11 protein-coding genes are annotated in these 16,236 nt (G+C 63.1%); 4 read left to right on the top strand and 7 right to left on the bottom strand.

The genetic code is table 11. From position 1 onward, the window contains the following. Position 1: 1 nt before the first annotated feature. Together AC0L2Y_RS26935 and AC0L2Y_RS26930 are read right to left on the bottom strand one after the other, a co-directional pair. Positions 2-1,009, bottom strand: a complete 1,008-nt coding sequence (locus AC0L2Y_RS26935) for an ABC transporter permease subunit (protein ID WP_473560649.1) — start codon at positions 1,007-1,009, stop codon at positions 2-4. 58 nt (positions 1,010-1,067) lie between these two features. Continuing rightward, positions 1,068-2,660, bottom strand: a complete 1,593-nt coding sequence (locus AC0L2Y_RS26930) for an ABC transporter substrate-binding protein (RefSeq protein WP_473560647.1) — start codon at positions 2,658-2,660, stop codon at positions 1,068-1,070. Between the two features lie 476 nt (positions 2,661-3,136). Here AC0L2Y_RS26930 and AC0L2Y_RS26925 point away from each other — a divergent pair, with 476 nt between their 5' ends. Together AC0L2Y_RS26925 and AC0L2Y_RS26920 are read left to right on the top strand one after the other, a co-directional pair. Beyond that, positions 3,137-5,098: a long-chain-fatty-acid--CoA ligase gene (locus tag AC0L2Y_RS26925; protein WP_473560645.1), complete on the top strand. Its 1,962-nt coding sequence runs from the start codon at positions 3,137-3,139 to the stop codon at positions 5,096-5,098. 37 nt (positions 5,099-5,135) lie between these two features. Next, entirely contained in the window at positions 5,136-5,840 is a 705-nt protein-coding gene (locus tag AC0L2Y_RS26920; RefSeq protein ID WP_473560717.1) for a class I SAM-dependent methyltransferase, read from the top strand. On the opposite strand, the gene AC0L2Y_RS26915 is transcribed toward AC0L2Y_RS26920, so the two are convergent. Both AC0L2Y_RS26915 and pgi read right to left on the bottom strand, forming a co-directional pair. Beyond that, a complete protein-coding gene (locus tag AC0L2Y_RS26915; protein ID WP_473560643.1) occupies positions 5,824-6,546 on the bottom strand; it encodes an HAD family hydrolase in 723 nt (240 codons plus the stop codon). The genes AC0L2Y_RS26920 and AC0L2Y_RS26915 overlap by 17 nt on opposite strands. A 5-nt stretch (positions 6,547-6,551) precedes the next feature. Beyond that, positions 6,552-8,195, bottom strand: coding sequence for a glucose-6-phosphate isomerase (gene pgi / locus AC0L2Y_RS26910; RefSeq protein ID WP_473560641.1), 1,644 nt, complete (start codon positions 8,193-8,195; stop codon positions 6,552-6,554). 254 nt (positions 8,196-8,449) lie between these two features. Here pgi and pdxR point away from each other — a divergent pair, with 254 nt between their 5' ends. Both pdxR and AC0L2Y_RS26900 read left to right on the top strand, forming a co-directional pair. Continuing rightward, positions 8,450-9,943 (top strand): MocR-like pyridoxine biosynthesis transcription factor PdxR, encoded by a 1,494-nt coding sequence (pdxR, locus tag AC0L2Y_RS26905; RefSeq protein WP_352665367.1) that lies wholly within the window; start codon positions 8,450-8,452, stop codon positions 9,941-9,943. A 190-nt stretch (positions 9,944-10,133) separates the two neighbouring features. After that, positions 10,134-11,723, top strand: a complete 1,590-nt coding sequence (locus AC0L2Y_RS26900) for a trimethylamine methyltransferase family protein (RefSeq protein WP_473560639.1) — start codon at positions 10,134-10,136, stop codon at positions 11,721-11,723. A 3-nt stretch (positions 11,724-11,726) separates the two neighbouring features. Here the strand turns inward: AC0L2Y_RS26900 and chrA are convergent, their stop codons facing one another. The 3 genes from chrA to AC0L2Y_RS26885 form a co-directional block, all read right to left on the bottom strand. Further along, positions 11,727-13,115: a chromate efflux transporter gene (gene chrA / locus AC0L2Y_RS26895; RefSeq protein ID WP_473560638.1), complete on the bottom strand. Its 1,389-nt coding sequence runs from the start codon at positions 13,113-13,115 to the stop codon at positions 11,727-11,729. Beyond that, complete coding sequence (locus AC0L2Y_RS26890; RefSeq protein ID WP_473560637.1) at positions 13,112-13,951, bottom strand: chromate resistance protein ChrB domain-containing protein; 840 nt, start codon at positions 13,949-13,951, stop codon at positions 13,112-13,114. The genes chrA and AC0L2Y_RS26890 overlap by 4 nt, the downstream gene beginning before the upstream one ends. A 268-nt stretch (positions 13,952-14,219) precedes the next feature. After that, entirely contained in the window at positions 14,220-16,025 is a 1,806-nt protein-coding gene (locus tag AC0L2Y_RS26885) for an IlvD/Edd family dehydratase (RefSeq protein ID WP_473560636.1), read from the bottom strand. Between the last annotated feature and the right edge of the window lie 211 nt (positions 16,026-16,236).

The raw sequence follows: 16,236 nt of genomic DNA, 5'->3' as shown, positions 1-16,236 counted from the left end.
CTCACTGCACCCGGATGCGCGGATTGATGACGGCGTAGAGCACGTCGACGATCAGGTTCACCGCCATGACGATCAGCGCGATGATCAGCAATCCGCTCTGGACGACGACATAGTCGCGCTTGCCGATGGCGTCGATCATCCATTTGCCGATGCCCGGCCAGGAAAAAATGGTTTCGGTCAAAATGGCGCCCGCCATCAATGTGCCGACCTGCAAGCCAATGGTGGTGACCACCGGGATCAGCGCGTTGCGAAAAGCGTGCAGACCGATGACGCGGCGCGGCGCCAGGCCCTTGGCGCGCGCGGTGCGGACATAGTCCTCGCCCAGCACCTCGAGCATCGCCGAGCGCGTCTGACGCGCTATGACGGCAAGCGGGATCGTCGCCAGCACGATCGACGGCAGGATCAAATGGCTGACGGCGGATTTGAAAGCGCCGCTCCTGCCGGAGATCAGGCTGTCGATGAGCATGAACCCGGTCGTCGGCCTGAAGAAATACTGCAGGCCGATGCGGCCGGAAACCGGCGTCCAGCCGAGATAGCCGGAGAAGAAGATGATGAGCAGCAACCCCCACCAGAAGATCGGCATCGAATAGCCGGTCAGCGCGACACCCATCGTCGCCTGGTCGAACCACGAGCCACGCTTGACCGCGGCGAAGATACCGGCAGGAATGCCGAGCAGGACGGCGATGATCAACGCCACTGTCGCCAGTTCCAGCGTGGCTGGAAACAGCGCCTGGAATTCGCCGAGCACTGGCCGCTTGGTGGCAATGGATATGCCGAAATCGCCGGTCAGGACCCTGCCGATATATTCCAGGTATTGGATGACATAGGGCCGGTTGTAGCCGAACTGCTCGATGAGCCGGGCGTAGCGCTCGGGGCTGACGCCGCGCTCGCCCGCCAGGGCCAGGATAGGATCGCCAGGCAGAAGCCGGACGAAAGCGAACGCCGCCAGCGATATGCCGAACACGGTCGGGATGATCAAAGCGAGCTTGTGGAAGAGATAACGGAGCATCTTGCTTCATAGAACGGCGGCGCGGGAAGTCCAGCGCCGCCGTTCAATTTCTCAGGACTTATTCGGTGACGTCGACGCCGTCAAACCGATGAATGCCGAGCGGGTCCATAACGAAGCCCGACACCTTCTTGTTCATCGGCATGAAGACCTTGGAGTGGGCGATGGTCAGCCACGGAGCCTCACGCTTGAACACCACCTGAGCTTCCTCGTAGATCTTGGTGCGCTCGGCGACGTCGGTCGTCGCCTTGCCCTTCTTCAGCAGATCGTCGAACTCCTTGTTGCACCAGATCGCATAGTTGGACTGGCCGATAGCATCGCAACCGAGCAGGAACAGGAAATTGTCCGGGTCGCCATTGTCACCGGTCCAGCCCAGTTCAAAGGCGCCGTCACGATCCTTGGCCTTGCCGCGCTGGCGGTATTCGGTCCATTCGTAGCTGACGATCTCCGCCTTGACGCCGACGGCGGCATAATCGGCCTGGATCAGTTCGGCCACGCGCTGGGCGTTCGGGTTGTAGGGACGGCTGACCGGCATTGCCCAGATCTTCATCGACAGATCCTTGACGCCTGCATCGGCCAGCATCTTCTTGGCCGCCTCGGGATCATAGGGATCGTCCTTGATGTCCTTGTTGTAGGACCACATGGTCGGCGGAATCGGGTTGACGGCAACCTGGCCGGCGCCCTGATAGACGGCGTCGATGATCGCCTTCTTGTTGACCGCCATGTTGAGGGCCTTGCGGACCTCGACCTTGTCGAAGGGCGGCTGCGTGGTGTTGTAGGCGAGATAGCCGATGTTGAGGCCTTCCTGCTCGTCGACCTTGAGGTTCGCGTCACCCTGCAGTCCGGCAATGTCGGCCGGCGCCGGGTATGACATGATATCGCACTCGCCTGCCTTCAGCTTCTGCGCGCGTACGGCGGGATCGGGTGTAATGGCGAAGATCAGATCGTCGATCTTCTGGCGGCCGCCAAAGTAGCCGTCCCATGCCGCATAGCGCACGACCGCATCGACCTGATAGTCGACGAACTGGAACGGACCAGTGCCGACCGGCTTCTGGGTGAACTGCTGCCTGGTGCCGGCCTTGTCGAGCTGGTCGGCATATTCCTTGGAAACGATCGAGGCGAAATCCATGCCGAGGTCCGGCAGGAACGCGACTTCAGGCTTGTTCAGCACGAATTTCACCGTCAGGTCGTCGACCTTGACGATTTCCTTCAGGAGATCGGGGAAGCCCATGCCGGTGAAATATTCCCAGCCGGTGCCTTCCAGATAGCTGTACCACGGGCTTTCTTTCTTCCACTGGCGTTCGAAGGAAAAGATCACGTCGTCGGCGTTGAGGTCGCGCGTCGGCGTGAAATAATCCGTCGTCTGGAATTTCACACCCGGGCGAAGCTTGAAGGTGTATTCGAGACCGTCGTCGGAAACCGTCCAGCTCTCGGCCAGGCCGGGCGAGATGGTGGTCTTGCCATGCTCGAACTCGACAAGGCGCGAATAGATGGTGCGCGACGAGGCGTCGAAGTCGTTGCCGCCGCTCCATGGCGACGGGTCGAAGCCGGCCGGCGAAGCCTCCGAGCAATAGACCAGTTGTTTTGCATTGGCCATGCCGCCGAGGACGCTTGCAGCCAGCAACGCGGCTGCAAAAGTCAGTTTCTTTTTCATTGAGCACTCCCTGATGTTCTTCCAAGCCCCTCTGTCAGGCTCGCGAAGGCCGCATATAAGCACCGTTTTTCTAGCTTTGGAACTGCTTGTTTGCCTAACCCACGGGAAGCAGAAAAAGAATTCCGGCACGCAGCAAATTGTGGAAAAAACGAGCCGAATCCGCAGATCACGACATTATTAGCGACTTCAATTTTTTGTTGATCTGCGATGCCGCCAATTGGGGGAATCGAGCCGTTCGGTTCAAGAGATGCGCGTCCAAAAACCGGTCGCGGCCGAGAGGTTTGACAGCAAGTCTTGCCGCACTCCAGGTGGGCGAGGCTTGCACGGCCGCCGCGTGTGGCAATACATAGATAGATGGACAGCGTGCTGGATTTCCCAGGTTCCGGACATGGCCGCAAGCGTGGGATACCTTTGTTCGTCAGGGGCGGCGGCGCGCAAGCGTACCGACACAATAAGAACGATTGAGGGAGCGACAGGTGGCAAAACCGGCAAAGACAACCAACGCGGCGAAAGCAAAGGCCGAGGCAACATCGAAAGCGGTCAAGCCAAAAGCGGCCGCCGCCAGGCCGACGGCTACCGCGAAGGCAAGCGCGAAGCCGGCGGCGAAGACCGGGGCTGGAACGGCTGCTAAACCGGCAACCGGCAAGACGGCGTCTGCAGCAAAATCTGCCGCCAAGCCGGCGGCGAAGGCAGTGCCGACAGCGCCACGACCGCCGGCAGGTCCGGCCAAGAGATTACCGAAGGCGATCACCGCACTGGCCGCCGGCCTGCCTGAAAAACCATGGCTCCAGAGTTACCCAAAGATCGTGCCGGCCGAGATTGGCGCCCTGCCCTCCAGCTCGATCGGCGACTTTCTCGTCGCCGTGTGCAAGCAGTTTGCGAATCGGCCGGCCTTCGTCTGCATGGGCAAATCGATCACCTATGCCGACCTCGAGCAACAGTCGGCCGCCTTCGGCGCCTATCTCCAATCAACGGGGCTGCAGAAGGGCGCGCGCGTCGCGCTGATGATGCCGAATGTGCTGCAATATCCGGTGGCGATTATGGCAGTGCTTCGCGCCGGCTATGTCGTGGTCAACATCAATCCGCTCTACACGCCGCGCGAGCTGGAGCACCAGCTCAAGGATTCCGGCGCTCAAGCCATTGTCATCCTCGAAAATTTCGCCTGCACCCTGCAGGCGGTGATCGCCAGGACGGCGGTCAAGCATGTCGTGGTCGCCTCGATGGGCGACATGCTCGGCGGGGTCAAGGGACCAATCGTCAACTTCGTTGTACGCCGCGTCAAGAAGATGGTGCCGGCATGGTCACTGCCCGGCCATGTCAAATTCAACGCCGCATTGAAGGCCGGCTCCGGCGTGACCTTCAAACCCGCCGAGGTCGTGGCCGACGACATCGCCTTCCTGCAATATACGGGCGGCACGACCGGCATCTCCAAGGGCGCGATGCTTTTGCACAGCAACATTTTGGCGAACGTCGCGCAGAACGCGTTATGGGCCGAAGACGCCTTTACCGTCAAACCGAAGCCGGCCCATATGAACTTCCTCTGCGCGCTGCCGCTCTATCACATTTTTGCGCTGACGGCGAACGTGCTGGTAGGCATGCAGCAAGGCGCGCAGAATGTCCTCATCCCCAATCCGCGCGACATTCCCGGCTTCGTCAAGGAGCTGCAGAAATACCCGATCCACATCTTTCCGGGCCTCAACACGCTGTTCAATGCGCTGCTCAACAATGAGGATTTCCGCAAGCTCGATTTCAAGCCGCTGATCCTGACGCTGGGTGGCGGCATGCCGGTGCAGAGGGCCATCGCCGAACGCTGGAAGGCGCTGACCGGCTGCCCGATCAGCGAAGCCTACGGGCTCACCGAGACCTCGCCGGGGGCAACCATCAACAAATTCAGCGACGGCGTTTACACCGGCACGATCGGCCTGCCGCTGCCCTCGACCGAGCTCGCCATCCGCGACGACGACGGCAACAATTTGCCGCTCGGCGAAGTTGGCGAAATCTGCATCCGCGGACCGCAGGTGATGGCCGGCTACTGGAACCGGCCGGACGAGACCGCCAAGGTGATGACCGAGGACGGCTTCTTCAAGTCGGGCGACATGGGCTTCATGGACGAGCGCGGCTACACCAAGATCGTCGACCGCAAGAAGGACATGATCCTTGTTTCCGGCTTCAACGTCTATCCGAACGAACTCGAGGAGGTGGTGGCGCAGCATCCGGGCGTACTCGAAGTGGCGGCGATCGGCGTGCCGGACGAGCATTCGGGTGAAGTGCCGAAGCTGTTCGTCGTCAAAAAGGACCCGGCACTGACCGCCGAGATGCTGACGGCTTATTGCCGCGAGAACCTGACCGGCTACAAACGCCCCAGATATATCGAGTTCCGCACCGAACTGCCGAAGACACCGGTCGGCAAGATCCTGCGCCGGGCGTTGCGGGGCTAGGCGCAGCTTGAGTCATTGCATCGCCGACGCCCACGCCATGGATACAGGTGCGCGTCCGGACCCGGCAGAGTTCATCCGGGCGAACATGCGGATCGCGGCAGTGCCTGCGATTCCCGATATTCGGCTTTACACCGCCCATCCGGGAAGCGGACTCAGGCGGCTTGTCGAGTGGAGCCAACACGCGACCGAAGAAGACGGGCCTGAACCGGAGCCACCGTACTGGGCCTATGTCTGGGCCGGCGGCGCGGTGCTCGCCCGCTACATATTCGACCGGCCGGAGACCGTGGCCGGCCGTCGCGTGCTCGACCTCGGCGCCGGTTCGGGTCTGGTCGGCATCGCAGCGGCAAAAGCCGGCGCCAGCGAGGTCGTCGCGGCCGAGATCGATCGCAATGGTGTGGTTGCGCTCGGCCTCAACGCCGCGGCGAACGGCGTCGTGATCGCGACGATCGGCGAGGACATCACCAACGGTCCGCCGCCACCTGTGGATGTCGTGGTGGTCGGCGACCTGTTTTACGCCCATGATCTTGCGGGCCGGGTCGTTCCCTTCCTCGACCGCTGCCTTGAGGCCGGCATCGCCGTGCTGGTCGGCGATCCGGGCCGCGCCTATCTGCCCCGCTCGCGGCTTCGCCTGCTGGCCGAATACGAGGTGCCGGATGTCGGCGAAGGCAGGAATGCGGCGATGAAGCCGAGCGGCGTGTTCTCGTTCGGACCAGCCAGCTGCGAGTCTAGACCGTCGCGCTGACTCGGGCGGAAAGAAAATCGGGCAGATCGGCAACTGAATCCAGGATGACGTCGGCGATCTGCGACAGCGATTCACGTGTGCCGGTGCCGGACAGCACGCCAATCGCCAGGCCACAGCCGCCGGCCCGCGCCATCTCCAGATCGTGGCGATTGTCGCCGACCATTGCGATCGTCGCCGGCCTGAGCCCTGTCAGGTCCGAGAAGGCAAGGATCGTATCCGGCGCCGGTTTTGGATTGGCCACCGCATCGTAACCATAGGCGGCGTCGAAAAGCTGCGCGACGCCCAGCGTGACCAAGGTCTTTTCCGCACCGCTGGTCGAGTCGTTCGTGGCGACGCCAAGCCGGTAGGATTTTCTGTGAAGCAGGCCAAGCGTCTCGACCACACCCGGCAGCGCCACCGCCATTGCCGATCCCTGCGCCGAAGTGATGGCGTTGAAGCGGGCAACGGCAAGCATCTGGTCCTCGTCGGACAGCCGTGGAAACCACAGCTCGACGACGTCCATGTTGGTACCGGAGGCAAAAATCGAATCCGGCTTGAAGCGCTTGGTGGCGAAGTCGAAGCCCGCCGCCGCAAGCAGCCTGTCTGCTTTCCAGCGATCGCCTTCGGCCGCGTCCATCGCCATGAAATCGGCGATGCCCAGCCATGTCGCATTGAAATCTACGAGCGTGCCGTCCTTGTCGAACAATATTCCCTTGATGTCCGCCAAGCTTTTCACTCCGGGCCGCGCAAGCGGTGAATGTATTCCACCAGTCCGGCAGTCGAGGCATCTCGCTTTGCGGCGTTCTCCTTGCCTTCAACGACGGGCAGCAGCCCGGTCGCCAGTTCCTTGCCAAGCTCGACGCCCCACTGGTCGAAGGAGTTGATGTTGAACAGCGTGCCTTCGACGAAGACGCGGTGCTCGTAGAGTGCAATCAGCCGTCCGAACGTGTGGGGGTCGAGTTTCCTGTAGAGGATCGTCACCGAGGGGCGGTCGCCGGAGAAGACGCGGTGCGGAGCAATCCTGTCGACATCGGCCGGCTTCATGCCTTTCGCCAGCATCTGCGCGCGGGCTTCCTCAAGCGTGCGGCCCTTCATGAAGGCTTCCGACTGCGCCAGGCAATTGGCGAGCAGAAGGTCGTGGTGATGCTTCAGTTCCGGCTCGTGGCCCACGGCAGCGGCAAGGAATTCGACCGGAATGAAATCGGTGCCCTGATGCAGAAGCTGGAAGAAGGCATGCTGGCCATTGGTGCCGGGCTCGCCCCAGACCAGCGGGCCGGTCGGCGTCGTTACAGCGCCGCCGTCCAGGGTGACGCTCTTGCCATTCGATTCCATGTCGAGCTGCTGCAGATAGGCCGGCAGCCTGGACAGACGCTGATCGTAGGGGATGACGGCGCGAGCGGGGTATTTGCAGACCACCCGGTGCCACCAGCCGATCAGCCCCATCAGCGCCGGCAGGTTCTTTGGCAGCGGCGCGGTGCGGAAATGCTCGTCCATCTCATGGGCGCCGTCGAGAAAGGCGCGAAAATTCCGCGGGCCGACGGCAATCATCACCGGCAGGCCGATCGCGCCCCAGACGGAATAGCGGCCGCCGACCCAGTCCCAGAAGCCGAAGACGCGATCGGGCGCGATGCCGAATTTGGCGACCAGGTCGAGCGCCGTCGAGACGGCGGCGAAATGCTTGCCGACCGCTTCCTTGCCGAGCGCCTTCTCGACCCATCCGCGCGCCGTCTCGGCATTGGTCATCGTCTCGACCGTGGTGAAGGTCTTGGAGGCGATGATGAACAGGGTGGTTTCGGCGGAAAGACCCTTCAGCGTGTCATGGATGTGGGCACCGTCGATATTGGACACGTAATGCGCGCGCGGCCCGTCGTGATAGGGCGCCAGCGCCAGCGTCGCCATGGCCGGGCCAAGATCGGAGCCGCCGATGCCGATGTTGACGATGTCGGTGATCTTCTTGCCGGTCGCGCCGGCCGCCTTGCCGGAACGCACCGCGTCCGCGAAGGCACCCATCGCGTCGAGTACGGCAAGGACTTCCACCTTCACGTCCTGGCCGTCGAGCACGATGCCCTTGCCGGTCAGGTTGCGCAGCGCCGTGTGCAGCACGGCGCGGCCTTCGGTGACGTTGATCTTCTTGCCAGCAAACATCGCATCGCGCCGGCCTTCGAGGTCGGCGGCCTCAGCCAGCTTCTCCAGCAACTCCATCGTCCGCGCATCGACCGCGCATTTCGACCAGTCGAGCAGCAGGTCGCCGTCGCTGGCGGAGAATTTCTCGAAGCGCTGCGGATCGGCGGCGAAAGCCTCGCGCATCGAGCCCGATTTGGCCGCACGATGATCGCGCAATGCGTCGAGCTGCTTTTGAAAGGACGGTTGATCCACTGCCTCGCTCCGGTTCTTGAGGTGCATCTTATCAGGCCGGATGTTTCCGGCGCGTGTCGTCGCGGCAAACTATCGGGTCGAATTCCATCTGTTTCAATGCGCAGCGATGCCGCAGCGCAGCGTGGGCCGGCGCAAAGGATCACTGGCATAAATCCCAGCGATCAGAAAAATTGATTGGCGCAACACCTTGTGCCACCGGTACATTCGACTGGTCCAGCCAAGTGAAAAAAGCTGGCCATCGAGGAACATCTCCCATGCCACAGCGAAACGACACGGCCATATGGTCCGGCCTGTTCCGGATTTCGGCGGAATCCGGTCAGACCCTGCAGGCGCAGATCCGTCAGGCGATCGTCGCCGCCATCCTCGACCGGCAGATCGCGGCTTCCATGCCGCTTCCGTCCTGCCGGATTCTTGCCGAAAAACTCGGCGTAGCGCGCGGCACCGTGGTGCTGGCCTTCCAGCAGCTGGTCGACCAGGGCTTCCTGGTGGCGCGCGAGCGCCGCGGCCATTTTGTCAATCCCGAAGTGCTGGCGACGCCAGCCAAACCGCACCAGAAGGCGCCCGACCAGGCCAATGAGATCGACTGGAAGGCGCGCCGGCAGATCGCGGCGAGCGACATGCCACCGCCGGCCAAGCACGACAACTGGATCAAGTCGTCCTACCCCTTCGTCTACGGCCAGTTCGACCCGGCGCTGTTCCCGACCGCCGAATGGCGCGAGTGCAACCGCATGGCGCTGGCGGTGCTCGAAATCCGCAACTGGGCGTCTGACATGGTCGACCGCGACGATCCGCTCCTGATCGAGCAGATCCAGGCACGGCTGCTGCCGCGACGCGGCATCTTCGCTAATCCGGACGAGATCATCGTGACGCTGGGCGCGCAGAACGCGCTTTACATGCTGGCGACGCTGTTGATGACCAAGGGCTCCAAGGTGGCGATGGAGGACCCGGGCTATCCCGATGCGCGTTCGATCTTCCGGCTGGCCGGCGCCGAGATCCAGCCGGTTCCGGTCGACCACTCCGGCATCGTAACCTCGGCCATTCCCAATGATTCCGGCTTCGTCTTCGTCACGCCCAGCCATCATTGCCCGACCATGGTGCCGCTGTCGGCAGAGCGTCGGCAGGATCTTTTGGCGCGTGCCAACCGGCACAACCAGATCATCATCGAGGACGGCTATGACAGCCAACTCCTGGACGAGGCGCCGCAGCAGGCGCTGAAGAGCCTCGATCGCTCCGGCCGCGTCGTCTATGTCGGCTCGATGTCGAAGACGCTGGCTCCCGGCCTCAGGCTCGGTTACATCGTCGCCTCGGCCGGGCTGATCTCCGAGCTTCGGGCGCTGCGCCGCTTCATGCTGCGCCATCCGCCGGCGAACAACCAGCGCGCCGTCGCGTTGTTCCTGTCGCTCGGCCATCACGAAGCGCTGGTGCGGCGGCTGTCGAGTGCCTTCGACGAGAGGCGCAAGCGTCTGGTCCATGCGATTTCCGCCTTCCTGCCGGAATGGCGCTCGACCGATTCGGCCGGCGGTACGTCGCTCTGGCTCGAGGGGCCGCGCGGCACCGATTCGCGCGGACTGGCGGAGGCCGCAGCCTCGCGCAGCGTCATCATCGAGCCTGGCGACCGCTTCTTCGACCGCACTGAAAAACCATCGCGTTTCATGCGCTTGGGCATTTCCTCGATCGCTTTGCAGCACATCGAACCCGGCATCCGCGAACTGGCGACGGCAGCTGGGCGCAGGCCGGCAGCGGCCTGATCTCCCTTCCCCGATCGGAGCCGGCGCATGTTGTGCGGCTCCGGTTCTTTAGCACCTTGGCATATGCGACGGGACCGGCTGGCACATAGGCTGTGCCAATGCCGGCGGCATAGTCGGCGTATAGGGGACGAAGCAGGCAGATGGTGGACCAACCGCCGCGCCCGCTCCGCAGCTAAGTTGGAGTGCCTTCATGCCAGTGGCCCATGAGAAGCAGGACGTGTCCGCAGACCAGCGTTCGCGGCGGTCCGGCGGGCGCGAGGCGCGCCGCGCCATGCGGGCGGCACCGCTCGCCGACGACGTGAAGCCGGTGCGCGCCGGCCTCGAAGGCGGGAGCTACAGCCCGCTCAGCGGCAATGATTGCGAACGTATCCACGAGGCCGTGCTTACCCTTCTGGAGACGGTCGGCTTCGCCAACGCCATCCCCTCCTGCATCGAGGCGCTGACCAAGGCCGGCGCGACCTTCAGTGAGGACGGCCGCCTGCGCTTTCCTCGCGGCCTTGTGCTCGACACCATCAAGAAAGCGGCGCGCCATTTCACCCTCCACGGCCAGGATCCGAAGCACGACATGGTGATCCAGGGCAAGCGTGTGCATTACGGCACAGCTGGTGCTGCGGTGCATCTCGTCGATGTCGAAAAGCGTGAGTATCGCGAGTCGCTGCTGCAGGATATTTACGATGCCGCGCGCCTGGTCGAAGGGCTCGACAACATCCATTTCTTCCAGCGGCCGATGGTGCCGCGCGACATTCCCGACCCGCTCGATATGGATTTCAACACGCTCTACGCCTGCGTCATGGGCACGTCGAAGCATGTCGGCACCTCGTTTACCGTGCGTGAGAACGTCAAGCCGGCGCTCGACATGCTCTATGCGATCGCGGGCGGCGAAGAGAATTTTCGCGCGCGGCCTTTCGTCTCCAATTCCAACTGCTTCGTCGTGCCGCCGATGAAGTTCGCCGAGGACGCCTGTGGCGTGCTCGAGGCCTGCGTCGAGGGCGGCATCCCGATCCTGCTGCTGTCGGCAGGCCAGGCGGGTGCGACGGCACCGGCGGCGATTGCCGGCGCCGTCGTGCAGGCGGTCGCCGAAGTGCTCGTCGGCCTCATCTATGTCAACGCCATCAAGCCAGGCCATCCGGCGATTTTCGGTACCTGGCCGTTTGTCTCGGATCTCCGGACCGGCGCCATGTCGGGCGGTTCGGCCGAGCAGGCGGTGCTGACCGCGGCCTGCGCGCAGATGGCGCAATTTTACGACCTGCCGGGCGGTTCGGCCGCCGGCATGACAGATTCGAAACTGCCTGACATTCAGTCCGGCTACGAAAAGGGCATAACCGACGTGATGGCCGGTCTTGCCGGCCTCAACCTGGTCTATGAATCGGCCGGCATGCACGCCTCGCTGCTCGGCTTTTGCCTTGAGAGCCTGATCATCGACAACGACATGCTCGGCCACTGCCTGCGCTGCGTGCGCGGCATCGAAGTGACGGACGAATCGCTGTCGATCGACACCATTGCCGATGTCTGCCTGAAGGGCCCGGGCCATTATCTCGGCAACGAGCAGACGCTGCGGCTGATGCAGACCGAATATTTCTATCCGGCCGTCGGCGACCGCTTTTCGCCGAAGGAATGGAATGAGAAAGGCAGGCCCGATATCCTGCAGCGGGCGATCATCGAGAAGAAACGCGTGCTTGCCGAACGCTTCCCGCGCCATGTGCCGAAGCCGGTCGACGACAAATTGCGCGCCCGCTTCGGCGATATGATCAAGCTGCCGCGCGGCAGAATGGGCGGCTGAGCGTTACCCACTTACCGCCAGCAACAAGACACCGGCCAGCGCCGATCCGGCGAGCGTCGGCAGCATACCGATCTTCAGCTTCAGAATGGCGATCATCGAGGCACAGGAAAGCAGCGCCGCGCGCCAGTCTATCGATGAAAGCACCGGCACGTCCATTCCAAGCCCGACATTGCGCACTTCGCCGAAGATGACGTGCAAGCCGAACCATAGAGCGAGATTCATGATGACGCCGACGACGGCGGCGGTGATTGCGCCGAGCGCCGCCGACAGCGCCTTGTTGCCGCGCAGCGCTTCGATGTAGGGCGCGCCAAGGAATATCCACAAGAAGCACGGCGCAAATGTCGCCCACAATGTGAGCAATGCCCCAAGCGCGCCGGCGAGCAGCGGAGCAAGCGCGCCGGAGTGGCGGAAGGCGGCAACGTAACCGACGAACTGCAAGACCAGGATCAACGGGCCGGGCGTGGTTTCGGCAAGCCCAAGGCCGTCGACCATTTCACCGGGTGCGAGCCAGCCGAAGGACTCGACCGCTGCCTGCGCGACATAGGCAAGCACGGCGTAGGCGCCGCCAAAGGTGACGACCGCCATGACACTGAAGAAGCCACCGATTTGCGTCCAAACGCTGGCAGGACCGGTGACAGCCCAGACCAGCAGAACAGGCCCCAGCCAGATCGGCAGCCAGATCGCCAAAGTGCGCGGCGCATGCCATCGCGTCGGCCTGACGTGGGTCAGTTCACCGCGCTCGAACATCAGATCGACCGCGCCCTTGATGTCGGGAACATCGCCCTTGCCCTGCGATGCCCCTGAAAAAAATGCCGGCGCACTACGGTTGCCGATCCAGCCTGCCAGGCCGGCAAGCAGGACGATCAGCGGAAACGGTACGTTCAACGCGTAGATAGCGATGAAGGCGGCGAGTGCGATCGACACCATGACGGGGTTCTTCAGCGCGCGTCTGCCGATCCGGATCACCGCCTCGATGACGATGGCGAGCACCGTTGCCTTGACCCCGAAAAACAGCGCCGCGACGAGTGGTAGATCGCCATAGAGCGCATAGAGGCTGCTGAGGACGAGCATGACAAGCGCGCCCGGCACGACGAAGAGAATGCCGGCAACAAGGCCGCCGACCGTCTTGTGCAGCAGCCAGCCGATATAGATGGCGAGTTGCTGGGCCTCGGGGCCAGGCAGCAGCATGCAGTAGTTCAACGCATGCAGGAAGCGCTGTTCGCCGATCCAGCGCCGTTCCTCGACCAGTTCCTTGTGCATGAGCGCGATCTGCCCGGCCGGGCCGCCAAAGCTGAGCACGCCGATTTTCGCCCAGACCTTCACGGCCTCCCGGAAGCTCGGCACAGCGGGCTCCCGGATCTCCGCCGGCTTTTTCGAAAGGACGGCGCTCACGATGGTTTGCCTGCGCCGAGACTGACTGCGCCGGCCGCCGGCCAGTTATGCGTCTCCTCGGTGGCATCGCGGCACCAGCGGAAGAACGCATCGTAAAGCAGCATGCCGGCCTCGAGCTGCTCCAGATCGTCGCGAAACATCCGCGACAGGCCAAGCGAGGCGGCCAGGAACCCGGCCGCCTGCGGAACAAGATCGAGGCTGGCAGTATCGGCAGCGCGTATGATCGTGGCCAGGCGATCGAGCGCTTCGGATCTAAGCCCGAACTCCTCGATCATGGTGTCGAAAGTGCAGCGTTCTCCGCGGTGGCTCCAGAACACGTTCTCGATGTCGAAAGGCACGGCCTGAAAGCGATCGGCGACGGCCGCCACTTCGGCCGGCTCGACGAAGAGAAAGACCGCGTGAGGATCGATGAAGCGCCGGATCAGCCAGGGGCAAGCGATGCGGTCGACCTTCGGGCGCGTACGCGTTACCCAAACGGTGCGGCCCTTGGCATCGACGGGCGGCATCTTGTCGGCGTAAACGAGAAGGCCCTTGGCATCGCGCCATGCTTCAAACCCGCCGTCGAGCGACTCGGCGGCAATGCCCTCGTACCGCAGCCACGCGACTACGCCTTGCGAGAGCTTTTTTCCCTGCTGGCAGACGACTGTCACTTGCCTGCCGGTGAAGTCGGCAGCCCAGTTCGAGACAGTCCTGAAATCACGACGATCCGACCCCGGCAGCAGGCGCGGATCGTCGTTGTAGTCATCATCGATGCGGACGTCGATGATTGCGGGTGCACCCGGCAGCCCAATCAGACGGGACAGTTGCGACACGGTGATAGCGGTTGTTGACGGCATGGCGTCCACCTCCTTGAATGAGAAGCTTGGACGCGAACGTTGGGCTGACGCCTCACGGGGTCGTCGCGATGCACCCCTTGCGATGATCGTGGATTTGTCACGCCCGCTTGTCAAGCATTCCCGTTCTCGCGGGCGCAATCGCTTTTGACAAATGACCGCGTCCAACCCTGTGCCGGGCATTTCTCCCCGTTAGCGGGCTGTTAACGGGGAGAAATGAGGTGACCACAACATTGGCGACCTGACGGCCGCCTCATGCGACGGATCCTGGTCAGTGATTGTCCCTCGGTACGCCGCTCGTATGAGCCACATCCTGGTATTTCACCGCCGGCTTCAGCACCATGCCTTCGGAAAACTGGTCGACCATGCCGCGCTGGATTTCCTGCCAGGGCGTCTGATGCTTCGGATAGTGATAGCCGCCCTTGTTTTGCAGCTGGGCGCGGCGCCGCGTGATCTCGTCGTCGCTGACGAGGATGTCGGCGGTACCCTTGCGCAGGTCGATGCGGACGCGGTCGCCGGTCTTCAGCAGCGCCAGGCCGCCGCCGATGGCGGCTTCCGGCGAGGCGTTGAGGATCGATGGCGAGCCCGACGTGCCCGACTGGCGACCGTCGCCGATGCAGGCCAGCGCGTGGATGCCCTTTTTGATCAGATAGGCAGGCGGCTGCATGTTGACGACTTCGGCGCCGCCGGGATAGCCGATCGGGCCGGCGCCGCGCATGAACAGGATGGTGTGCTCGTCGATGCCCTGTGCCGGGTCGTCGATGCGGGCGTGATAGTCCTCGGGACCGTCGAAGACCATGGCGTTGCCCTCGAACGCTTCGGGGTCCTTCGGGTTCGACAGATAGCGCTCGCGGAATTCGGGCGAGATGCCGCTAGTCTTCATGATCGCCGAATCGAACAGATTGCCCTTGAGGTTGATGAAGCCGGCATTGGCTTTCAGCGGCTCGGCAACCGTGCGGATGACGTCGAGGTTCTCGTTGACGGCGCCGCTGCAATTGTCGCCGATGGTCTTGCCGTTAGCGGTCATGGCTTCCGGATAGGGCAGCAGGCCGCCCTTCATCAGTTCGGCGACCACGGCCGGCACACCGCCGGCATGGTGATAGTCCTCGCCAAGATATTCGCCCGTCGGCTGCAGATTGACGATGAGCGGTATGTTGAGGCCGACCTTCTGCCAATCGTCATTGTCGAGCGGTACGCCGAGATGGCGGGCGATGGCGTTGAGGTGGATCGGCGCATTGGTCGAGCCGCCGATCGCCGAGTTGACGACGATGGCGTTCTCGAAGGCCTTACGGGTCATGATGTCGGAGGGCTTCAAATCCTCATGCACCATGTCGACGATGCGCTTTCCGGTCTCGTAGGCGATCTGGCCGCGTTCGCGATAGGGGGCGGGGATAGCGGCCGAGCCCGGCAATTGCATGCCGAGCGCCTCGGCCAGCGAATTCATCGTGGTTGCGGTGCCCATCGTGTTGCAATAGCCGGTCGACGGCGCCGAGGAGGCGACGATATCCATGAACTCGTCATAGCCAATCTCGCCGGCCGACAGGCGCTGGCGCGATTCCCAGACGATAGTGCCGGAGCCGGTGCGCTTGCCCTTGTGCCAGCCGTTGAGCATCGGGCCGACCGAAAGCGCGATAGCCGGAATGTTGACGGTGGCCGCGGCCATCAGCATGGCCGGCGTCGTCTTGTCGCAGCCGATGGTGAGCACCACGCCGTCGAGCGGATAGCCGTAGAGCACCTCCACCAGGCTGAGATAGGCAAGGTTGCGATCAAGTGCAGCAGTCGGCCGCTTGCCGGTCTCCTGGATCGGGTGGCAAGGGAACTCGAAAGGAATGCCACCCACCGAGACGATGCCTTCGCGCACGCGCTTGGCCAGTTCGATGTGATGGCGGTTGCAGGGCGACAGGTCCGAGCCGGTCTGGGCGATGCCGATCAGCGGCTTGCCGGACATCAGTTCGGCCCGCGTCAGCCCGTAATTCAGGTAACGTTCCAGATAGAGTGCCGTCATGCCCGGATTGTCGGGATTGTCGAACCACTCCTGCGAGCGAAATTTTTTCTTGTGGGTGGGGGCGCCTGCCATCGTGGTCTCCGTATTTGTATGACAAATCGATATGACAACGCGCGGGAGCAGGCAAGGGGCACGCGCCATCCGAATCCGCTCTTTGGTACGAAAGACATACATCTGCCTCCGCGCTAGACGGGATCGTGGTTTGTCAGCCCGCCATCCGGAAAAGTCGGAGCGCGTCGCCACGGACCTCACCCCGCCCTTCCGGCCACCCTACCCCTCAGGT

This window comes from Mesorhizobium sp. WSM4830 (assembly GCF_055811495.1).
Note: the sequence above shows the minus strand (reverse complement) of the source record. Positions and strands in the feature narration are given on the sequence as shown.